Raw genomic sequence first — 22,228 nt, 5'->3', positions numbered from 1 at the left:
AAGCTTATCATCATACCATCACTACCTATAATTAAACGATCTCGAATATTATTTTTGAACGTAAAAACCCCTCAAAGGTATACAGATTTCTTATTTTTAATCTGCTATCCTAAGGGAGAATAACACCATCGGAAATTTACACCTTTGCAATCAGTCGGCATTTTGTTTTTCTCCACTGATCGCAGGTTCATTGGGTGAATCAGGACATGAGCGTCCTTTATCACCCATCTAAATGGGATTTGCTCTACCCTCTATTTTGAGGGGGGATTACGGACGGTCATCTATGATAATTTTCTAGATAACAAAGGAAAGCTGTGACATGAGCTCAGCTTTCCTTTTAATTTAAGTAGCTTTATTTAAGTGGGTTGTATGTAGTCAAATATTAATGTTAAGCTTTCACTCTCCTTACTATAGATACTCGTTTTTTAATAGTAGGGATTTAGAAACGCTTTCGATTATTAGAAATCCATCTTTAACCAATTGTTAAATCTACCTAGCTAGCATTTAATACTTAATCATAGTTGTCACAACTCAGTTTTGAATTAACCGCTCGATAACTTTTGCAAACGTAATCGTCTGTTCTACAAACAAATCGGCATCAATTTTATCAATCTCACCATTCTCTCCTGCTGCACATAAATAAAGAGGCGCAGGTACAAAAGAAAGCGAAGGAATTCCTGCTTGATATAATGGTTCACCCTCTCCAAAATAAAAGCGACTCTCAGCTTTAAATGTCGATGAACGCAACCTTGTTCGATCTTCAGTGGCCTCCCAGTATAGTTCATTCAGCTTATCATTTGAAGCATAAACAATTTCACGCTCTATGTTATCTGTCGCTTGATATAAACCTGAACGATTTTGGTCAGACCACTCTATACATCCCAAGTGTTCAATGGTAATTCCAGCAATAGCTTTAAAATGGTCTCCTTTACCATCCCACCACTCACGATGGGCGTTCAACCATCGCGAAGTTGCCTGTTGCTCACCAATCCCAAACTGCGGAAGTTGAAAGTGTCCCGTTACAAATACAAACACTAAAGTTCTTTTTCGCTGAGATATAGACATTTTACTAAAAAAATCAGCAAGATGAAGTAAAGCAATGGCTCCATTTTCTTCAATAGCGTTTGGACCATCCGTATGGGTGTTGATAATAACCGCTTCTTTCCCTTCATCTTGTCCTGGAAGTATCGCATATACAGTTTCTGATTCTGTCTTTTCTTCTTCAGCTGTAAGCGTTAAACAAGCAGATGTTTTTTCTTTTGCTTGCTTTTTTAGAATTGCCCCTTCTGTATGACTCACCCACACCGTTGGACACTGATGCTGAGGTTCTGTAAACGGCAAATATTGACCAAAAGAAAGATCAGCGGATTGATTCTCAAACACACAAATAACTGCTTTCACACCAAATTTCTCAGCAACGCTCAAGTCTGGTCCTTTAATAGCAGCATTTATCACTGGGTGTTGGATAAGGAAAGGTAGTTTCGATTGTTTATCCCCAAACCCTCTCCATTTTTTAAAAAGATACATGGACGGTATCTTGACGTTCTTTACTGGGAAAACAGCTATTTTACCCGCAGCTTTTTCTAAATCCTTATTTGATCGGCAAAGAAGCAACTCCCCTTCTACCCCATCTGTCGACCCAGAATAAGGATAATAATAGGATAATGGAACATCTTTCGTTTCTGATCCATAACGGATTGAAAGTTTGAATGCCTTCGCTTCCCAACGATTCATCTTATAGCTATCGGTAAAATACTGAAGTCCCATTTTTTCTAATTCTTTCTTAATAAATTGTATATACTGTTTATGTGCTGCATTTCCCGTTAATCTCGGACCTAGATCATTCATGAATAATTGATTTTCCCATATTTTGTTCTTTTTCATTTTAAAATAAGCTTCTAGTTGATTTGACATGGTAAGTGCACACCTACTTTGAAAAATTGAATGCGTAATAGTAAAAATAATTAATTTATAAACATGCTTAACATGCTTATAAGTAAAAAAGAAAGGTTGATCCAGTAAGATCACCTCTCATTTTCAAGTTAATGTTAACCCTATTATTTATCTAATTCTTGAAGAAGACTACGCATCCCTTCTTCGCTTAAAATCACTTTACCGCCACATAAAACATAGTTATCATCACTAATTTCACCTGTTACCATACACTCTTTGACAGGTTTAAACTTCTTTAACACTATACGTTCACCATCAATAAATATCTCTAGTGGGTCTTTGGTTGCAATATCAAGTGAGCGACGTAATTCTTTTGGTAGAACAATCCGTCCTAAATGATCGGTTTTTCGAACAATACCTGTACTTTTCATGATATGCATAACTCCCTACTATCTATAATTTTAAGTTATATACAGCATACCATAATTTACAACTTTTGCAATTACTATCATTCATAATATATTTGTCTTTTTGACATATATTCAAGTTTTGTTAGACTATAGTAAGATGCAATGAACACGTTCATAAAATTAACATGTTCATTATAAAGGAGGGCTGAAAGTTGAAAAAAGACCGGAAAACATTGCAACGCACAAGAATGTGGCAATATTTCATTGAAGCAGCCACCGATTTAATAACCGAAGAAGGGATGGAAAAGCTTACAATACGAAAAGTAGCTGAATTAGCGGGTTATACAAGTTCTACTGCATATAACTACTTTACGGACTTATCTCAACTAAAATTTTTTGCAGCTTTGCGATTTACGAAATCGTATAGTGCTGATTTACCTACTTTTTTAGCGAAAGGAAATAACACGATCGAAAAATGGCTTTATTCTTGGGAGTGTTTTTGTAAACATAGTTTTAAACAACCTTACATTTATGCGGTTATTTTTATTGAAAATGTAGGGAGTTCAGCACAATCACTTTTAGATAAATATTATGACGTTTTTCCAGATGACTTGATAGCTATTCCTCAAGAAATAAAAGAGTTATTGATGGACGAAAGCTTTGCGCGTAGAAGCTCTAAATTTATTGAACCTGCCATTGAAGAAGGCTTTATTGACGATAAGCATATTGAACACCTAGCTGACATAACATTTATGATTTGGACGGGTGCGATGACAACTTATATGAACCAAAGAAGGGGTTGGACAGAACGAGAGGCTATTCAATATACACTTGAAGCTGTTCAAGATGTCATCATTCAATATATTAAACCAGACAAAAGAGCACTAGTGCAATATACAACAACACATTAGGGGGACAGCAAGATGGTTTTTAACATTCAAGAATCAGATAAAAGACGAAAAAAGGTTAACTTTCCGCGTGATGTTGAAAAGCGCGAACATATTTTCATTCCAATGTCAGATGGTAAAAAATTAGCGGCAACGATTTGGCTTCCAACAGATGCAGAAGACAAGCCAGTCCCTGCACTGCTTGAGTATTTACCTTATCGAAAAAATGATTTTACAGCCATACGAGACTCCGCCCGTCATCCATACTTCGCCGGTCACGGTTATGCAAGCATACGTGTCGACATTAGGGGTGCTGGTGATTCAGATGACCTATTACTTGATGAGTACTTGAAGCAAGAGCAAGATGATGCCCTTGACATCCTCGATTGGATTGTTAAGCAACCATGGTCAACAGGGAAAGTCGGGATGTTTGGTAAGTCATGGGGTGGGTTCAACAGCCTGCAAGTTGCTGCGCGCCAACACCCTGCACTGAAAACAATCATCACCTTGTGCTCGACTGATGACCGCTATCGTGATGATGTCCATTATCGCGGTGGCAACATTTTAGCTTCTGATATGCTTTGGTGGGCATCAACGATGTTTGCATACAACGCTCGACCACAAGATCCTGAAGTGGTCGGTGATCGTTGGCGAGACAATTGGATAGATAGAATTGAAAACACCCCACCATTTGTTGAGGAGTGGCTTCGTCATCAACGTCGTGACGATTACTGGAAACATGGCTCTATTTGTGAAGACTACACAGATGTTAATATTCCCGTCTTTGCCGTTGGGGGCTGGCAAGATGCCTATACCGATCCCATTTTTCGTATGTTAGAGCATTTACCTCAAGCGAAAGGTTTAATCGGACCTTGGGCTCACGAGTATCCTGAGGTTGCCACACCAGAACCTGCAATTGGTTTCTTACAAGAGGCCTTACGCTGGTGGGATTATTGGTTAAAAGATATCGATACCGGAATTATGGACGAACCAAAGCTTACCGCATGGGTTCAAAATAGTGAGAAGCCAGAAGTAAGTTACGATGAGCGACCTGGACGATGGATCGGAGAAGTACAATGGCCATCGCCCGCTGTTGATTTACAAAAAAGCTACCTTATTGAACAACAGTTAGTGAGTGAACAACCAAGAGAAACAGCGATTTTGGTACCAAGCGTACAAGAACATGGATTTTATGCCGGCACTTTTTGTCCATTTGGTCAACCTGGAGACTTACCTGCTGATCAACGCTTGGAAAATGGGAAGGCCATCACATTTACATCTAAACCATTAACTGAAACAACTGACTATCTTGGTGAACCCATTTTTCATGGTCGAATAAGTGTCGATCAAGAAAATGCAATGATCGTCGTTCGATTGATGGACAAAGCACCAAGCGGTGAGTCCACTTTAATAAGTTGGGGGATGCTGAACTTAAATCATTACCAATCACATGAGCACCCTGTAGCATTAGAGCCTGGTAAGCAATATGACATGGCAGTTAAATTAAATGCTTTAGGACAACAAATTCCTGTGGGACACTGTTTAGAAGTGGCAATCGCACCCACTTACTGGACAAAGGCATGGCCATCACCTAAACCGGTCAACCTAACTTTATATACGGGTGAGGGCACATACATTGATATGCCTGTTAGGAAGGAACACGAAGCGGATAACCAAGTCGCTACTTTTGATGCACCCGAAACGGCAGCAATCATGGAGCGTGAAATATTAAGGACGGAAGAACGCACCTATGATATTATTCATCAGCCTATTGATTCGACATGGAAAGTCATTGACTATTCTGACGAGGGTAGCCGTCGTTTACCAACAAATGGACTTGAGTATGGCAGTATTAACAAAAATACGTATACTATTCGTGAGAACGATCCACTAACGGCTAAGGCGCAATGTGAGTGGGAATTAACAGTGGGCAGAGGCAACTGGCAAACGAAACTCGTCACGTATAGTGAAATGACTGCCGATTTGGACCATTTTTACCTTGTCAACACGATTACTGCATATGAACATAAACAAGAGGTCACCACAAAAACATGGAAAACGACTATCGCTCGAGACTTTAATTAACAATAAAACCAGTGCACATAGACAACCTGTGCACTGGTTTTACTTATTTAAAATTATAAGCTGTAACAATCGGTTCTCTTGATTGACTGCAATCATTAAAGTACTCATATAAAGAAATACCCAAAAATGAACCTGAGATGTTATAAACGTGATCATAACCAAGTTGTTGTAGCGCAGCAACCATATTATAGCTTCGTTGCGCTGATCGACAATGGATATAAACCGGTTGATCTTTTGGAATATCATCAAGGCGTTGACGGAACTGACTTAGTGGAATATTAATCGCATTTTTCAAATGTCCACGTTCAAATTCATTAGGCTCGCGCGCATCAATAATAAAAGCATCCGTTTCTACGAGTTTGCGCACTTCGGTTACTTTAACTTGCTTAACGACATGATTTAGAACATTTAAGCCAACCAAAGCAGCAAAGTTAACAACATCTTTTGCTGTGCCAAAAACAGGAGAATAGCAGAGCTCAAGTTCTTTCAAATCTTCCAACGTTCCATTCATCATAATCATCGTTGCAATCACATCAATCCGTTTATCAACATTCCCTTTTCCAATTGCCTGTGCCCCCAAAATCCGCCCCGTCGGCACTTCAAAAATGAGTTTAAAGTGAAGTGGGTTACTTTCAGGCATGATCCCCACCCTATCTGTAGGGATAACATAAACAAAATCGTAATTAAACCCCATTGCTTTGGCTAGTCGTTCGTTAATCCCGGTAGTGGCTGCATGAAGATCAAAAACTTTAATAGCAGATGATCCAATCACACCTGTATGTTGATGTGGAATACCATACATATGACCAGCAGCTGCTCGCGCTTGCCGCTGTGCTGGACCCGCTAAAGGTAACCGTGTTTTTTGACCGGTGATTTTATGATGAACCTCAATCGCATCGCCAACCGCATAGATGTAGGGATTAGAAGTTTGATAGTTGTGATTGACTTGAATCCCCCCCGTTGCACCAAGTTCCAGTCCTGCCTGTTTTGCTAAACCAATTTCTGGACGAACGCCAATCGCCATCACGACAGCATGTGCTGTTATCTTTTTCCCAGACTGGAGCACAACGTGATCGGATTCAACGGCTTCAATACCATCATTTAAAACAAGCGTCATATCATGATCAACAATTTCTTTGTGTAAGATCTGAACCATATCATGATCAAATGGAGCCATCACTTGGTCTTGTGCTTCAATAAGCGTCACTTTTTTTCCTGCATAAACGAGGTTTTCAGCAACTTCTAAACCAATAAAGCCACCGCCAATAACAGCGACTTCCTCAATCGATTCACCTTGAAGATATTGATTCAACTTCTCAATATCAACGACATTACGCACCGTAAAAACATGATCAGATTCAACACCTTTTAATTTAGGAACAATTGGACTCGCACCAGGAGACAAGACCAAAAAGTCATATTTTTCTTTTTTTACTTCATGGGTAAGTAGATTTTTAACTTCAATCGTTTTTTGATTAGGGTAAACTTCAATCACTTCTGTATTCGTCTTTGCATCGATACGGTACTGCTTCGCAAATTTTTCTGGGCTCATTAAAACAAGCTTATCGCTCGTTTCAATCTCCCCACTCAGATGGTAGGGCAAAGCGCAATTTGAAAATGAAACATGTGGTCCCCGTTCAAACATAACAATTTCTGCATGCTCATCAAGACGGCGAACACGTGCAGCGACCGAAGCGCCACCCGCAACACCACCTACTATTAATATGCGTTTACTCATAAAATACGCCTCCTTAATTTCACCTTAGCTCTCGACTAATATTCGTGCATAACTTCACAACAACTATAATACCATTAGGGGTATATAAAAGCAAGTCTATTATGCTAGTTAATAAAACGAACCTTCTATCAGTGGTCGGAGAGCTACAGAATGTAGCTCATGCAGACGTGACGGTTTTAGTCTACGATCTTACCCACCCAATGATTGGTAGTGAAACTGACACAAGACATTAGCGTCCGTTATCACCCACCTAAATAGATTTATCTCTTTGACGGGCGTTTTTACGGATGGTTATCTGGTGATAAAAGCTTTTAACGCGCTTTGATATAAAATACCTTCTATTCATTCTTTCTTAATTTATCTGATGGATTTTTAACATCGCAGATCGCACCGATATAACTTTACTGAAACCGTCTCGATTCCTCAGAACTATAATCTTTAGCTCCCATTTAGGTGGGGGTAATTCCTAGTAAATAATAGGATGTCAATCTAATGTTGATCGATTAATTAGTAAATAATGTTGAATTTTCAATAAATTTATGTATAATTGATAATGATTATCATTATTATCACTAAAGGGAGGTGCTTATTATGCCAACTCTTGCTATTGATCAAGTTAAGGTAGGCTACTCAAACCTTATCATTCTTGACGACTTAAGTGTTGAAATACCCGAGAAAAAAATGACAACAATCGTCGGGGCAAATGGTTGTGGAAAATCGACTTTATTAAAAGCAATCGCACGGATATTAAAGACACAGAAAGGAGCAGTGTATTTAGATGGTAAAGCCATTCAACTGCTCTCAACCAAAGAAGTGGCGAAAAAAATGGCTATTTTACCTCAATCGTCTCAAGTTCCTACTGGTCTCACCGTATACGAACTGATTTCTTATGGTAGATTTCCTTATCAGACGGGCTTGGGTACATTAAAAGTAGACGATCTGAAACATATTAATTGGGCGATTGAAGCAACGGGATTAAATGCGTTAAAAGATAGATCTGTTGAAGCTTTATCAGGTGGACAACGGCAACGGGTTTGGATTGCTATGGCACTCGCTCAAGATACAGAGATTCTTATACTGGATGAGCCGACAACCTACTTAGATTTAGCACATCAACTGGACATTTTATTGTTGCTTCAGAAATTGAATAAAGAACAAAAAAGGACAATTGTCATGGTACTCCACGATCTAAATCATGCATCGAGAGTCTCTCATAACCTGATTGCTATGAGAAATGGAGCAATTATCGAAGAAGGGACACCTAAGCAAGTGATGACCCGATCTAATTTGAAAGCCATTTTTGACATTGAAGCAACAATGTCAACCTGTCCATTTAGTAATAATCCTATATATCTATCTTATACATTGAATTAATCAGCTGAACACACGTTAAAGAATAAAAAATCAGGGTGAAATAAATGTCAGAATACGTAGAACAATCATTAGAAGTAAAGAAAAAGGGACTAGCGTCTCGTCCCGTCATAGCCACCATCATTCTTATTGGTGGAATCATTGGATTATTACTGGCAATTGGAATATCTGTTTCTATGGGAGCAGCAGAAATTGATGTGAGGACCGTCTGGTCAGCTGTGTTCCAATATGATTCTACACTTGTACCCCATCAAATCATTCAAGAAACTCGTCTTCCGCGAGTTATTGGCGCAGCACTCGTAGGTGCAAGCCTTGCTGTTTCCGGATCAATTATGCAAGGTATGACACGAAATCCTTTGGCCGATCCAGGACTACTAGGTTTGAATGCTGGAGCAGCTTTTATGCTAGCTATTTGTTTTGCTTTCTTCCCTGGACTGTCTTATCTGTATATCATACTCTTTGCATTTGTCGGTGCAGCTCTTGGCGCGGGGCTTGTTTTTGGTGTAGGATCCCTAGCTAAAGGGGGATTAACACCTATGCGGCTTGTGTTAGCCGGTGCGGCTGTAACTGCTTTGCTTGTCGCATTAAGTGAAGGCATTGCCATCTATTATCGCATCAATCAAGATTTAGCATTTTGGAATGCAGGTGGCGTTTCAGGTGCTAAATGGGAAAATATAAAAATTATGTCACCATGGGTCATACTAGCTATTCTAGGAGCAATCGTTCTATCCAAATCAATTACACTTCTTAGCCTAGGTGAAGAAATAGCGGTGGGACTTGGTCAAAAAACAGGAATGATTAAACTTTTTGGGACCCTTATTATTTTAATTTTGGCAGGTTCAGCTGTATCCGTTATCGGTGCAGTAGGTTTTGTCGGTCTGGTTATCCCACATATCACCCGTTTTCTTGTCGGTTATGATTACCGCTGGATCATACCATGTTCTGCGGTTTTAGGAGGGGTATTAGTCGTACTAGCCGATCTAGCAGCCAGAATGGTTAACCCACCTCAGGAAACACCCATTGGGGCTTTAATCGCTGTCATTGGGGTTCCGTTCTTTCTTTATTTGACTAGAAAAGGAGGGCAACCCTTGTGATCAATAAACCGTATATTTCCACGTACCAAAAAAATAGACATAAGCGTAAGGTTTATACAATATTGATCATCCTTTTTTTCATCTTTGTCTCATTTATCATTAGTATGAATACAGGGTATATTAGACTTTCCCCTTTACAGTTGCTTGAAACACTGATTGGAATGGGAACAGAGCAACAAAACTTGACTTTGTTTGAATTCCGTCTACCAAGAATCGTGATTTCAATTTTGGTAGGAATGGGACTTGCCTTAGCTGGTTGTGTCCTGCAGGGTGTTTCAGGTAACCCATTAGCAGACCCAGGGATATTAGGGATTAACTCCGGAGCAGGATTGGCAGTTGTTCTGTTTATTTCTTTTTTCCCTTCAACATCCGATGTTCCTGTTATGTTTCTTCCACTTTTAGCCTTCATAGGGGCTGGCGTAACAGCTACTCTTATTTACGTGCTCTCTTATAAGCGTGGGGAAGGCATATCACCCACAAGATTAATGTTGACGGGTGTGGCTATCGCAGCTGGGATTAGTGCTGCCATGATCATATTAACCTTACGCTTGACTCCAGAGAATTATCAATTTGTTGCGGTGTGGTTAGCCGGAAGTATCTGGGGATCGAACTGGATGTTTGTCCTTTCATTGCTTCCATGGTTATTAATCTTGATTCCTTATATTTTTGTAAAAGCTCGTGTATTAAATATCCTCAACCTTGGTGAAGTCACAGCAACAGGACTAGGCGTTAATATTGAAAAAGAGCGATTGTTCTTACTTGCTGCTGCAGTGGCATTGGCAGGATCAAGTGTATCGGTAAGCGGTGGCATTGGCTTTATCGGACTGATCGCTCCACATTTAGCCCGTCAGTTAGTCGGCGGAAAACATCAATTCGTTATTCCGGCTTCTGCAGCACTAGGGGCATTGTTACTGCTAATTGCAGACACAATTGGTCGCTGGTTTATTCAGCCATCTGAAATCCCAGCAGGAATCGTTGTAGCGGTAATTGGTGCGCCTTATTTCTTATATTTACTAGCAAAATCAAAAGCGTAAAACGAACGTTTCAATCAGTAGGGTTTCCGTTCTTCTCTCACTGATTGGTAGCTAAGTGCATTATGGCTTGAGCGGGTGTTATCTCCCGCCTGAATAACTTCTCTGCACTCTATTTTTCAACGGACGTTTTACAGAATTTACAGACGGTTATCTATGATAACTTTTTATTACTATTTATAAAGGAGTAGATCGTATGAATTCAGAACAAATATATGATGTAACGATCATTGGTGGTGGTCCAGCTGGACTATATTCAGCTTTTTATAGTGGATTGAGAGAAATGAAGACTAAAATTATTGAGTATCACACATTTCTAGGTGGGAAAGTTCATGTGTATCCAGAAAAGCTAATTTGGGATATAGGTGGTATGACGCCGATTACGGGTGAACAGCTTATTGAACAGATGGTTCAGCAAGCGAAAACCTTTGATCCGGAAATTGTTTTAGGTGAAAAAGTAACAGCGATTGAAAAAGATGATCAAGATCTCTTTCTTATTGAAACAGCAAGTGGTGAACAGCATATTTCTAAAACAGTGATCTTAGCCGTTGGGGGCGGTATTATTACCCCATCACGGTTAGAACTGGAAGGAGCAAATCGTTTTGAAGTTAGCAATTTGCATTATACCGTGACATCCTTGTCTAAGTTTCATGGAAAAACGGTGCTTATTTCAGGTGGTGGTAATGTAGCCATCGATTGGGCAAATGAACTAGAGCCTATTGCGAAAAAGGTCTATCTTACGTATCGAAACGAAGCGTTGAAAGGGCACGAAGCAGAAGTGAAAAAATTACAAAACAGCTCGGTTGAACTGTTGTTAAAAACATCGATTAATAAATTGATTGCAGATCATGCTCATGATCAAATTACCTCTGTTGAGTTGATCAATAAGGAAGATGCGTCTATCTTCAATATTGAGGTTGATGAAGTCATCATTAATCATGGCTATGAGCGCGACACAGCACTTCTAACCCAAAGTGGTGTGGACGTGAAGGTAACAGAAGAATATCGTATAGCTGCTTCCCCAATGTGCGAAACCTCTGTTCCAGGTCTGTTTGCTGCGGGTGATATTGTCGACCATGAAGGCAAATTCAAGTTAATTGCTGGTGCTTTTCAGGAAGCAGGTAATGCCGTAAACATGGCTAAACTTTACATTGATCCAGATGCAAATAATAGAGGACGGGTCTCGTCTCATAATGATTTATTTCAAGAAAAAAACCGTGAATTGATTAAACATCTCTACACAAAAGAGTGATGTACTTAAAGCCATTTGACATGATCAATTTTGGAAAAACAACAGGAATTCCACCATATGAAGGAGTGTAACTAACAATGAAAAAAAGCAATGCTTTATACTTTTGGTTTAGTATGTTATTCATCGTTTTAACATTATTCGGTTGTAGCAAGGATGACTCAACCGAAGCATCTTCCGATTTAAAATCAAATAATGGTACAGATGCAGAAACACAGTTAGTAACGCATGAATTAGGGGAAATAGAAGTACCGAAAAACCCTGAACGCGTCGTCGTTTTAGGTCTTGAAGATATGATGTTATCGCTTGAAGCACCTATACTAGCCACAGCTTCGACAAAGGGACAATATCTACATGATGAGTTAATAGACTACGATGCTGAAATCATCGAAACGACCGGAATGAGTTATAGTTTTGAAGCCATACTTGCACAGGAACCCGATTTGATCTTAGTCGATGCAAGTCATGCAGGTACGGATGATGTTTATGAAAGATTAACCGACATAGCACCTACCCTTGCTTTCGATCGTGAAGATTGGGAAACATCGATACAAAAAATTGCTGAAATCTTTGAAAAAGAAGACAAAGCGTACCAAATAATCGAAAACTTTAATACAAAGCTTGCAGAAGCAAAAGAACAAATTATTGATCAAGTCGGCGAGAACAAGACCGTAGCCTTTATTCGACCTTCTCAAAAAAACGTACAGGTACTATTTCCAGGATTCGCTTATACTCGTGTGCTATATGACAACCATCTAGGCCTAGAAGCAGGTCCCTTAATCCAAGAATTACAAAAACAAGAAGATGATGATGCATGGGGAATCGTGATGTCCTTAGAGAAGCTACCTTATTTAGAGGCAGATTATTTATTTGTAACCGCAGGTATGTCATTAGGAAACGAGGAAGATAATGAACAGGCTTGGGCGATGCTTGAGGAATTAACAGAAGATACGCTTTGGCAAAGTATTCCTGCTGTTAAATCAGGCCATGTCTATACCGTATCATCACGCCATTGGATGCTAAATGGTCCGATCGCAGATTCGAGAAAAATAGACGATGTCCTTCATGCGCTCACCAATCAGTAACTAGAAAAGGAGACGGAATCATGAAACAACTAAAAAAATTTTTAATACCATTCATTCTCCTTCTTTTTGTTTTAAGTGGATGCGATCAGAATAATCAAACAGATGGAGCATCAGAAACAAGGATATACACAGACTCAACTGGAGTAGAAGTTGAAATTCCTCAGCAACCAGAGCGAGTGGTAACGACTCAATATTTAGATGCTATGATTGCTCTAGGGCAAAAGCCTATTGGCGCCTCTACACACGTACTAGATAATGATTATTTAGAAGAACAGCAGGAAGGTGTGATAGATATTGGTCACCCTGTTAATGTGGAAAAAGTATTGGAATTGAATCCAGATTTAATTATTACTTCAAATCCAGACGATGTTCAGCAACTTAGCAAGATTGCCCCGACGGTTGTTATTGACTTTAGTGCGGTCGATGTTTATGGTCAATTAATTGAAGTAGGTAAAGTGTTAAATAGAGAAGAAGAAGCTGAGAATTGGATTGCCGCTTATAAGCAAAAAGCGCAAGAAGCGCAACACAAGCTAGAAGGCGTCATTGATCAAGATGAAACAGTCAGCATTTTTATGACCTACAAAGACATTTTACGTGTTTATGGCGGTCGAAATATCGGGCACATCTTTTACCGGTCTCTGGATTTAACTCCACCACCCTATGTACAGGAAAAAATGGAGGCTGATCCTGAATTTGTCGAATTTAATACTGAAGAAATCTCCATGGAAAAACTGCCAGAACTTGCTGGAGATCATATTATCATGCTTAACTATGGACCTGAAACAACTGAAGAAGGCGGTATGTTTCATGATATCGAGCGGAGCGCTTTATGGCAAAATCTTGACGCTGTTCAATCAGAAAATCTTTATGTGATTCAACAAGATCCTTGGTTTATCTATTCTCCACTCGCCTCTGAAAAATCATTGGAGTTGGCCGTTGATTTGCTGACAAAATAAAACGAACCTTCAATCTATAGTACCCCCAAAAAGTTAGACTTTTTTGGGGTACTATAATCAGTGAGCGGAGGGCTACAGGACGTAGGTCATGCAGACGTGGGCCTACAGGACGTAGGTCATACAGATGTTGCCACAGGACGTGGCGGTCTTAGTCTGTAATCCTTCTTAAAGATCTGGCAGTTTTAGTCTACAATCTTACCCACCCACTGATGGTTCGTTGAGTAAATCCGGACATTAGCGTCCGTTATCACCCACCTCAATCGATTTGCTCTCCGCTCTATTTTGAGGGGAATGGTTTACGGACGGTTATCTGTGATAAACAAATTTTCCTACAAACTCTAAACCAATAAAGCCAACACCAATAACTGCTATTTCCTCAAGGAAGATAGAGAACTGTTGGTGTTTTTTTATGGATGTTTGTCTTCTGAAACGGATCCACAATGGGGATTTCTCGATAACTATCATAGTGTTGAATAAATGGATTATAATAATTTTTAGAGATATGACCTTTTCGATGTTTAACTTCAATACTGAAGATTACAGTTGGGATAGCAATGAGATGGTCAACTTGAAAATAATAAATATTTCCCAATAGACGTAGACCCAAGATATTTTAGTTATCTTAGTGAAGACTATCCATTATGTTATGATAGATTAGTAGAAAAAGGAAGGTGGATATATGAACAAAAAAGCTTGGCGATTTATCTTAATATTTACGACCGTCTCTGTCCTTAGTTATAGTCTTTATCTATATATAAAGATTAATGCGTTAAATACAGCGATTTCCGATCAACAAGAGACAGAACAATTAAATAATCGTCCACATATTGTGATGATCGGTGAGGTTTATGACCATGACTATTGGAACTTTGTCCATGACGGAGCTAGAGCTTATGCCGATGAACATGGTCTATATTTAGATTATCGCGGGCCTAGACAATCTAATCCTGATGAACAGCTAACTTTACTTGTCGAAGCGATCGAAATAGGCGTAGATGGTATATTAGTACAAGCTTTAAATGAACAGTTTATTCCTTATATTGATCAAGCAATTGAACGAGATATCCCAGTGATTACGATTGATACTGATCAACCAGAGAGCAACCGCATAAGTTATGTAGGAACAGATAATTATTTGGCGGGTCAGTTGGCAGCTGAGGCTGTCCTTGAAAGTCAATCGTCTGCCGAAATTGGAATTATTACTGGTAGTTTTACTAATCATCATCATCACTTACGCTTAACGGGATTTAAAGAAACCATTGAAAAAGAAACCGGATTTCATGTCGTAGCGGAAGAGGCATCAGACATTAAACAGATCAATGCTAGAGAAAAAGCCTATGCCATGCTAAAGGACTATCCAGAGATTAACGTATTATACGGAACAAGTGCGCTTGACGTTTTAGGAATTAATAAAGCGTTAGATAGTTTAGAACGTGAAGATATTTATGTGGTTGGTTTTGATACATTACCAGAGAATGTCGAGTTATTCGAATCGGGTCAAGTGGATGTATTAATTGGTCAAGAACCCAAACAAATTGGCTACCTAGCGATGGATGTATTAGAAAAGGTATTAAAAGGTGAAAACTATCAAGCTATTAATCATACAGATATAAAGGTATTAAAGTAGGTGAAAATCCGTGTTTAAAACATTATCGATAAAAAAGCAATTACTTTTTTATTTTGTAGCGATTCTTACCATGGTTTTTATTTTAATCGCTTTTCAGTCTTACAGCCATTGGCATATTAATGACTTATATAAAAAACAAAACGCAGAAACACAAACCCTTAATCAGCTAAACCACTTAACGATGTTAACGACAGAATCGTTAGACCAATATGTTCAAGAACCAACCGATGAGCAATACACACTTGTTTATGAAGATATCGAGAAACTTAGACAAGCCTCTCTTCTTTTTGAACGTGATAAACACGACATTGTTGATTATTTATCTTATCTTGGCTTTTTAAACCGTTACTTGACGGTAACAGAAGAGACGATCATTGCAGTGAGCGAAACGCCAGTTGATGTATACTCTAGTCTTTACCGAGAAAGCGAAAAACTTAGCGGGTTTATTCGTGAAGAAACACTAACTTTGATTGATGAAGTGATCACAAAGCATCAAGAAATCATTGCATTGGAAGAATCAAGGATTCAAATGATTCGTATAATTATTACACTAGTTACAGGATTATTACTAGTTTGGGCGATTTATAGTGCTCAAAACATTGCCGATAAAATCACCAAACCCATTGACCAATTAACCTTACAAGCAAAAGAAATCGCTGTGGGTAATTATAAAGTTGGTGACGTGAAGCCAAGCGGGGCTACTGAACTTAAAATGCTAGCAAAGACGTTTAACCAAATGAAAACAAACATAGACGAAGCGATTATTGAGATGAAAGAAAAAGGGAGAATGCGAGAACGCTTAAAAGAAATGGAATTCAAAAGTCTGCAAAATCAAATCCAACCCCATTTTCTTTTTAATACACTTAATGTGATCTCAAGAACAGCTTATATTGAAGGTGCTGAACACACCGACAAACTGATACATGCCCTATCTGGGCTCTTTCGTCATAATATTGGTGACTTAAAAGAACAAACGACACTTTTAAAGGAAGTCGAGTCTGTAAAAAAATATTTTCAAATACAAAACGCAAGATTTGGTGACCGAATCTCCTTTATTGCTGATGTGGATGAGACGGCACTCGATCTAGACATTCCCCCCTTAACGTTACAACCCCTCATTGAAAATGCATGTATTCATGGTATAGAATCCATTGAAGAAGGGGGCTTCATCCTTTTAGCAGTGCGTGACTATAGTGATCATGTACTGATTGAAATTACAGATAATGGAGATGGAATGGATCAACAAACCGTTGATCAATTACTAACTTTTGAAGGAATCAGCCGACAAGTGCGTGGGCATTCCACACGTATTGGAGTAAAAAATGTGCGAGAGCGTCTGAAGCTATTTCAAATTGACCATACCTTTATGATTGAATCCACTTTAGGTCAAGGTACGACCGTAAGCATACGATTAAACAGATGAGGTGAAACCTATGCGCGTTATTCTAGCCGATGATGAAGCTATTGAACGTAAAGTAATTGAACAAATGCTAATAAAAAAAGAAGATGGATTAACGATCCTTCATGCTAAAAATGGACGAGAAGCTGTAAAGCTACATGCGGCACAACATGCAGATGTTATTTTTATGGATATTAAGATGCCCGGGATGGACGGACTCATGGCCACTGATCAAATAAAACAGATGGACCCTAATGTAGAGATTATTATGGTTAGTGCTTATGATACTTTTCATTATGCGAAAAGAGCAATTGAGTATGGTGTAAAAGCCTACTTATTAAAACCAACCTCTGTTGATGAAGTTTACCAAGTATTTGATAAGGTAACGAAACAGCTTCATGAAAAAATGGATAAAAATCACGAGATGACCCAACTGAAGCGCCGCGAATGGTTCGTGAGTCATTTATTATCAGAATTAGGTGATGAAGAAGGTAACGAATCTGTCGCGGTTGCGATAGTAGATAGTAAAGAAACAACAGAGGAAGCACTACTTAGTTGCTTTCAAGCGGACGAAGACAAAGTGATCGTGGGTCCAAAGATGGCTAATTATATTCCAATCGCGATTATGGGGCTATCTAATCTAGAAGAAGGACTTTCATTATTAAAGAAACGGTTATTGAAAGATTCCAGCTATCGTTTTGGTTTAGGTGGCCTAAAGCATGATTCCTCCCAACTAATTAAGAGCTATGAAGAAGCTCTTATCAGTTATTTAGATGTGGCTAACCATGAAAGCGCACGATTTAGTTGTTACAAAGAAAATAGTGATAGCTCAACTGAAAGCATTAAAAAACAGTTAGTCGCTTATACGCATCAATTGATCAATGCTATGGATGAGCTTGATAAAGCTAAATTACTTAAAGCTCTTGACAGCTATTGTTTTCTATTAGCTGAAGTTTCACAACATAAAGTAACCATGATGAAACGACAGGTTTACCCCCTTTTATACCGGTTCGAAACAATAGGCATTGATCCATTTAGCGTCATTGACACAAGAGCCCTTGAAGCAATAACACATAAAGAAGGTTTTAGACGTTATCTTAAATCAAAGTTGATTAAGGTATTTGACTTACTTAGAGACAAAAGAAGTCATCAATCGCCATTAGACAAAGCCAAAAGGTATATTGATAACCATTACTCTGATACACACTTATCACTTGAGGAGGTCGCATCTGAAGTTAAATTAAGTGTCTATTACTTAAGTAAATCATTGAAAGATTATTTAGGCATGTCATACGTCGATTACATTCGAGATAAACGCATGAAAGCGGCTAAAGGCTTGCTAAAAGATACAAGTATCCCACTTAAAGCAGTTGCCATTCAAGTCGGTTATAGTGATCCTAACTACTTCAGTCGCTTGTTCAAAAAACAGTTTGGGCTAACACCAACCGCATACCGTGAAGCTGATTAAATGAGATAGGACAAATTTGTCTAGTCAATCGCAAAAATATCATGAAAGCGCTTCGTGAAAACGTTTTAAACCATGCTAAAGTGAAGTCATAAGCCAGTTAATATGTTTAAGAAAGTTTATAAAAAAAGATGGGGGAAAACATAATGAAAAAAAGACATTCACTTTGGTATGTGATTTTGGTTGCATGTGCAGCAGGAATGGCCGGTTTGTTATATGGTTTTGATACCGCTGTCATATCAGGAGCGATCGGTTATTTAGAAGAGATTTACCAACTAAGTCCAGCGATGAAAGGTTGGGTTATTTCTTGTGTCATGATCGGTGGCGTAACAGGAGTTGCAACTTCGGGTTACTTTAGTGACAAGTTTGGTCGCAAGAAGATTTTAATGGTATCCGCGATCTTCTTTATTCTCTCTGCGGCAGGAAGCGCCTTTGCAACAGGGGTAACAATGCTTGTGTATGCACGTATTTTAGGCGGGTTAGGCATTGGCTTTGCTTCTGCTTTATCGGTTACTTATATTTCTGAATGCGCACCGCCAGATATTCGTGGTCGGTTAGGTTCACTATATCAATTATTTACCGTTCTAGGTATTTCAGCAACATTCTACATCAATTATGGCGTCGCAAACAGTGGCACATATGAATGGGGATTAGAAGCTGGTTGGCGTTGGATGTTAGGTTACGGGATTATTCCTGGCATTATTTTCTTATCATTACTCTTCTTTATTCCAGAGAGTCCACGTTATATGGTTCAAAAAGGGAACGATGAAGATGCCTTTAAAACGTTAACTCGAATCAACGGAAAAGAGGTAGCTAAAGCTGAACTAGCTAGTATTAAACAATCAATTGTGAATGAAACCAATTCCTCTACAAAAGCGTTGTTTAAACCAGGCATGCGTAAAGCGATGGGGGTTGGGATTTTCTTAGCTCTATTTAATCAAGTGATTGGCATGAATGCGGTGACATATTATGGTCCGGAAATCTTTAGAAGCATTGGCTTTGGAAACAACACAGAGTTTTTAGCCACCACGGTAATAGGTGCAGTACAAGTAGCCTTCACCATCGTTGCGCTTATCTTAATTGATCGTTTAGGTCGTAGAAAACTAATGGCCATTGGATCAAGTTTAATGGCGCTATTTATGTTAGCGATTGGTAGTATCTACTACTTCCAACCTGCCAATTCCGGTATCTTACTTTTAATTACAATTGCAAGTTTTACCGCTAGTTTTTGTATTTCCATGGGACCTATTCCTTGGATTATGATTCCAGAGATCTTCCCAAACCATTTACGCGCAAAAGCAGTTGGTCTGGCGACTATCTTCTTATGGGGTGCCAACTGGGCAATCGGACAATTCACCCCGATGCTATTTAGTACAATTGGAAATGCAAATACGTTCTTCATGTTTGCCGTGATTAATGTCATTTGCTTTACTTTCGTAATGACCATCGTACCTGAAACGAAAAATAAATCACTTGAAGAAATTGGTGAACTTTGGAAGGTAGAAGAACAAGGAAGCGCTGTTTTAAAACATTCAGTATAAGACGACTACGTTATGCAAAAGCGTGCGGTTGTTAATACATTATAGCTAGTATTTAGAAGCTCGATCAAAAACCATGTGATAATAAAATCCGGATGATAAGGCAACCTGTTATCATTCGGATTTACATGTCGTACACCACAATCAGCAGATGAAATATGTGACACTCCTCGAAAGTATAAATCAGATTTCGTTTGTGCAATGTATGGCTACTGAAACATTCCTAATCCAGTAGAACAGCAGGCGTCTGAAGAAACGCTAAGTGGAATTTCAGACTAAAGCCAGCACATCATGTGACAACGTCTAACTGACTTACATCTTGTAGCTCCGAAATCAGCAACTTGAGAAGCACGGCAAAGACCAACCTGTTGACTCAGAGCTGATTTAGCTCATGTACTAGTGAATAAAGTAAGTATATGATAAGTTGCAGCGATAAGGTCATTTCTTTCTCAGCGGATTATTCCTATTTAAAACAATCCGTTTGTACAAAGTAGTTTAATTTCAATTGATAAAGTCGTTCTTTTTTTGTCACATCAAATAGTGGTTTAGAAGCTAAAGGTTAGCTAGATATTAGCTTTAACAAAACACAAAAAAGCTCAAAGCATGCTTTACTCTGAGCTGTAAGTATAATACATTATATTTGGTGTTAGACTACTTGAAAACTTACCCATGTTTCATGCGCATCTTTGGGTTCGACAATAATTAATTCATCCTGATGTCCCAATTCACCAGTCTTGGCAGTCCATGGTTCTACACAGACAAATTCTTTGCCTTGTTCTGACCATAAAACCGTGTAGCGAAAATCTTTACCCATTTCGATATGAACATCAACGTCATCAAACTTAGCGTCCACAGCTGCTCGCTTATTCTCTAAAACAACCGCTTCCTTCAATTTCTCCAAATCAATCTGACCCGTAAAGTCCTTTGTCTGATCATCGTTGTAATCATAATAGGTTTTAGCATCGGTGTCGATCGATACTAGCTTTGAATTTGCTTTAAAATAAGGATGTAGTCCGGGATAAATCGGCATTGGAGCTGAGCCTACATTACGATAGGTTTGATAGATAAAGAGTTGATCTTCCTTAAGTGTATATGTAAAGATAACCTCGAAATCAAACGGGTAAGCTTCTTTTGTTCCAATGCTACTCTCAAATAAAATAGAAATAAACGCTTTCTCTTCATCCGCATATGTCTCAATAACTTCCCATGGATGAATACGGGCAAGACCGTGATTGGGCATATGATAATGCTTATCGTCCCACTGATACTGACCATTAGGTAATTGACCAGAGATCGGGAATAAAATTGGAATCCCGCCACGAATATTTTGCTTACGATCATACAATGTTTCTTCATTTAAATATAACTTCTCTTGACCTTTGGTACCATAGCCAATAATAATTCCGCCACGTTCAGGGCAAACGGTAATCCACGATGTGCCCTCCTCATTGCTTAGTTGATACATCGCAAACATTTGTTTCTCAAAGCTTTCAATTTTATACATATGTTAGATATCCCCTTAACGATTTTTGTTATCTCTATCTAATTATGTAGTCTAAGCCTAACCTAACATTTAATTAAATACTAGGTCAAATCACACCTACTCTATTATACTAAAAATCGTCGAAATTGAATATCTATTTTTTTATTTTGTCGAACGAAGACGATAAGTTGCCCCATTCATCTCTATTAATTTTGTCTCAGGACTATTAATGACAAGTTCAGAGAGCTGTGCCTTTGTTGCTTGTTTAAATACAAATACTTTATCCTCAAGCGTTAAACAGGTGGCATTCTTTTTTTCTATAGGAAAAATCATCGACCAGTGATCGACCATTGCTTTTGGATCTGGTACGTAAAAAACGGCTTCCGACATAGAGAGGTCCCCAAGTGGATGTTCAGAAATAATGCCAGCTTCTCGTAATTGTTTATATCTTTCTTGATCCGTTACCAACCATTCAATGACAAATGGATAAGGAAGCCCTTGAAAATCGCCTGCTATCGTCATCATCTTCCACTCAATCAATTGATTTTGTGCATTATACCGCTTGCCCTCCATAATAGGGGAAACATCAATTTGATGCTCGATTAATTGTTCTCGAATCGCTTCTATATTATCTGTTCGTAATGCCACTCGACTAAAACCTTCATGATCGGGCAAACATTTAACTGCATCTTTTACCACTTGATTTGGCTCTGTAATCGATTCAGCTAGTTGACGATTCTCAACCCCAAGGAATTCCAAGTAAGTTAAGCCAAAATAACTTAATACGTTATACGTTCCCCATTGCTTATGTGAACCACCGCGAAATGCGGTAATACCTTGTTTTTCAAAAGTTTGACGAGCATCTTCTAAATCATTAACATAATGGACGGTATGATCCCAAATTAGATTTGCCATCT

Annotated in this window: 18 protein-coding genes; 12 read left to right on the top strand and 6 right to left on the bottom strand. The window is 38.7% G+C overall.

Annotated elements, in window-relative coordinates:
* Positions 1-531: 531 nt before the first annotated feature.
* Both JOE23_RS01075 and JOE23_RS01070 read right to left on the bottom strand, forming a co-directional pair.
* Positions 532-1,914, bottom strand: a complete 1,383-nt coding sequence (locus tag JOE23_RS01075) for a zinc-binding metallopeptidase family protein (RefSeq protein WP_204435444.1) — start codon at positions 1,912-1,914, stop codon at positions 532-534.
* Positions 1,915-2,057: 143 nt separating this feature from the next.
* Complete coding sequence (locus JOE23_RS01070) at positions 2,058-2,324, bottom strand: AbrB/MazE/SpoVT family DNA-binding domain-containing protein (RefSeq protein ID WP_204435443.1); 267 nt, start codon at positions 2,322-2,324, stop codon at positions 2,058-2,060.
* 191 nt (positions 2,325-2,515) lie between these two features.
* On the opposite strand from JOE23_RS01070, the gene JOE23_RS01065 reads away from it, so the two are divergent.
* Complete coding sequence (locus tag JOE23_RS01065; protein WP_204435442.1) at positions 2,516-3,214, top strand: TetR/AcrR family transcriptional regulator; 699 nt, start codon at positions 2,516-2,518, stop codon at positions 3,212-3,214.
* Between the two features lie 12 nt (positions 3,215-3,226).
* Positions 3,227-5,275: a CocE/NonD family hydrolase gene (locus JOE23_RS01060; RefSeq protein WP_204435441.1), complete on the top strand. Its 2,049-nt coding sequence runs from the start codon at positions 3,227-3,229 to the stop codon at positions 5,273-5,275.
* Between the two features lie 43 nt (positions 5,276-5,318).
* Here the strand turns inward: JOE23_RS01060 and JOE23_RS01055 are convergent, their stop codons facing one another.
* Entirely contained in the window at positions 5,319-7,013 is a 1,695-nt protein-coding gene (locus JOE23_RS01055; protein ID WP_204435440.1) for an FAD-dependent oxidoreductase, read from the bottom strand.
* A gap of 591 nt (positions 7,014-7,604) precedes the next feature.
* Between JOE23_RS01055 and JOE23_RS01050 the strand changes: the two genes are divergently transcribed.
* The 6 genes from JOE23_RS01050 to JOE23_RS01025 all read left to right on the top strand — a co-directional run bounded on the left by JOE23_RS01050 (position 7,605) and on the right by JOE23_RS01025 (position 13,799).
* Positions 7,605-8,387 carry an ABC transporter ATP-binding protein gene (locus tag JOE23_RS01050; protein WP_204435439.1) on the top strand — a complete coding sequence of 261 codons (783 nt, stop codon included), beginning with the start codon at positions 7,605-7,607 and terminating at the stop codon, positions 8,385-8,387.
* 44 nt (positions 8,388-8,431) lie between these two features.
* On the top strand, positions 8,432-9,478 hold the full coding sequence (locus JOE23_RS01045) for a FecCD family ABC transporter permease (RefSeq protein WP_204435438.1): 1,047 nt from the start codon (positions 8,432-8,434) through the stop codon (positions 9,476-9,478).
* A 59-nt stretch (positions 9,479-9,537) separates the two neighbouring features.
* Positions 9,538-10,512 carry a FecCD family ABC transporter permease gene (locus tag JOE23_RS01040; protein ID WP_338021881.1) on the top strand — a complete coding sequence of 325 codons (975 nt, stop codon included), beginning with the start codon at positions 9,538-9,540 and terminating at the stop codon, positions 10,510-10,512.
* Between the two features lie 193 nt (positions 10,513-10,705).
* Entirely contained in the window at positions 10,706-11,761 is a 1,056-nt protein-coding gene (locus JOE23_RS01035; protein WP_204435436.1) for an NAD(P)/FAD-dependent oxidoreductase, read from the top strand.
* A 77-nt stretch (positions 11,762-11,838) separates the two neighbouring features.
* Positions 11,839-12,843 carry an ABC transporter substrate-binding protein gene (locus JOE23_RS01030; RefSeq protein ID WP_204435435.1) on the top strand — a complete coding sequence of 335 codons (1,005 nt, stop codon included), beginning with the start codon at positions 11,839-11,841 and terminating at the stop codon, positions 12,841-12,843.
* Between the two features lie 20 nt (positions 12,844-12,863).
* Complete coding sequence (locus tag JOE23_RS01025; RefSeq protein ID WP_204435434.1) at positions 12,864-13,799, top strand: ABC transporter substrate-binding protein; 936 nt, start codon at positions 12,864-12,866, stop codon at positions 13,797-13,799.
* A gap of 376 nt (positions 13,800-14,175) precedes the next feature.
* Here the strand turns inward: JOE23_RS01025 and JOE23_RS01020 are convergent, their stop codons facing one another.
* Positions 14,176-14,391: a nuclease-related domain-containing protein gene (locus JOE23_RS01020; protein ID WP_204435433.1), complete on the bottom strand. Its 216-nt coding sequence runs from the start codon at positions 14,389-14,391 to the stop codon at positions 14,176-14,178.
* Positions 14,392-14,478: 87 nt separating this feature from the next.
* Between JOE23_RS01020 and JOE23_RS01015 the strand changes: the two genes are divergently transcribed.
* The 4 genes from JOE23_RS01015 (at position 14,479) to JOE23_RS01000 (ending at position 19,831) form a co-directional block, all read left to right on the top strand.
* Positions 14,479-15,426, top strand: a complete 948-nt coding sequence (locus JOE23_RS01015; RefSeq protein ID WP_204435432.1) for a substrate-binding domain-containing protein — start codon at positions 14,479-14,481, stop codon at positions 15,424-15,426.
* Positions 15,427-15,436: 10 nt separating this feature from the next.
* On the top strand, positions 15,437-16,849 hold the full coding sequence (locus JOE23_RS18130; protein ID WP_204435431.1) for a histidine kinase: 1,413 nt from the start codon (positions 15,437-15,439) through the stop codon (positions 16,847-16,849).
* 10 nt (positions 16,850-16,859) lie between these two features.
* The gene (locus tag JOE23_RS01005; RefSeq protein WP_204435430.1) at positions 16,860-18,293 is read left to right on the top strand and encodes a response regulator; all 1,434 of its coding nucleotides are present in this window, start codon (positions 16,860-16,862) and stop codon (positions 18,291-18,293) included.
* Between the two features lie 143 nt (positions 18,294-18,436).
* Entirely contained in the window at positions 18,437-19,831 is a 1,395-nt protein-coding gene (locus JOE23_RS01000; protein ID WP_204435429.1) for a sugar porter family MFS transporter, read from the top strand.
* A gap of 643 nt (positions 19,832-20,474) precedes the next feature.
* Here JOE23_RS01000 and JOE23_RS00995 read toward each other — a convergent pair.
* Positions 20,475-21,332: an aldose epimerase family protein gene (locus JOE23_RS00995; RefSeq protein ID WP_204435428.1), complete on the bottom strand. Its 858-nt coding sequence runs from the start codon at positions 21,330-21,332 to the stop codon at positions 20,475-20,477.
* 141 nt (positions 21,333-21,473) lie between these two features.
* Positions 21,474-22,226, bottom strand: coding sequence for a VOC family protein (locus JOE23_RS00990; RefSeq protein WP_204435427.1), 753 nt, complete (start codon positions 22,224-22,226; stop codon positions 21,474-21,476).
* Positions 22,227-22,228: the final 2 nt, after the last annotated feature.

It is taken from the genome of Amphibacillus cookii (assembly GCF_016908375.1).
GTDB classification, from domain to species: Bacteria; Bacillota; Bacilli; order Bacillales; family Amphibacillaceae; genus Amphibacillus_C; species Amphibacillus_C cookii.
Note: the sequence above shows the minus strand (reverse complement) of the source record. Positions and strands in the feature narration are given on the sequence as shown.

Bases quoted from the DNA above. Each gene is read 5' to 3' on its own strand.
- JOE23_RS01075 (WP_204435444.1), bottom strand. From the start codon at position 1,914: ATGTCAAATCAACTAGAAGCTTATTTTAAAATGAAAAAGAACAAAATA.
- JOE23_RS01050 (WP_204435439.1), top strand. From the start codon at position 7,605: ATGCCAACTCTTGCTATTGATCAAGTTAAGGTAGGCTACTCAAACCTT.
- JOE23_RS00990 (WP_204435427.1), bottom strand. From the start codon at position 22,226: ATGGCAAATCTAATTTGGGATCATACCGTCCATTATGTTAATGATTTA.
- JOE23_RS01055 (WP_204435440.1), bottom strand. From the start codon at position 7,013: ATGAGTAAACGCATATTAATAGTAGGTGGTGTTGCGGGTGGCGCTTCG.
- JOE23_RS01035 (WP_204435436.1), top strand. From the start codon at position 10,706: ATGAATTCAGAACAAATATATGATGTAACGATCATTGGTGGTGGTCCA.
- JOE23_RS01000 (WP_204435429.1), top strand. From the start codon at position 18,437: ATGAAAAAAAGACATTCACTTTGGTATGTGATTTTGGTTGCATGTGCA.
- JOE23_RS01015 (WP_204435432.1), top strand. From the start codon at position 14,479: ATGAACAAAAAAGCTTGGCGATTTATCTTAATATTTACGACCGTCTCT.
- JOE23_RS01030 (WP_204435435.1), top strand. From the start codon at position 11,839: ATGAAAAAAAGCAATGCTTTATACTTTTGGTTTAGTATGTTATTCATC.
- JOE23_RS00995 (WP_204435428.1), bottom strand. From the start codon at position 21,332: ATGTATAAAATTGAAAGCTTTGAGAAACAAATGTTTGCGATGTATCAA.
- JOE23_RS01070 (WP_204435443.1), bottom strand. From the start codon at position 2,324: ATGAAAAGTACAGGTATTGTTCGAAAAACCGATCATTTAGGACGGATT.
- JOE23_RS01045 (WP_204435438.1), top strand. From the start codon at position 8,432: ATGTCAGAATACGTAGAACAATCATTAGAAGTAAAGAAAAAGGGACTA.
- JOE23_RS01005 (WP_204435430.1), top strand. From the start codon at position 16,860: ATGCGCGTTATTCTAGCCGATGATGAAGCTATTGAACGTAAAGTAATT.
- JOE23_RS01025 (WP_204435434.1), top strand. From the start codon at position 12,864: ATGAAACAACTAAAAAAATTTTTAATACCATTCATTCTCCTTCTTTTT.
- JOE23_RS01060 (WP_204435441.1), top strand. From the start codon at position 3,227: ATGGTTTTTAACATTCAAGAATCAGATAAAAGACGAAAAAAGGTTAAC.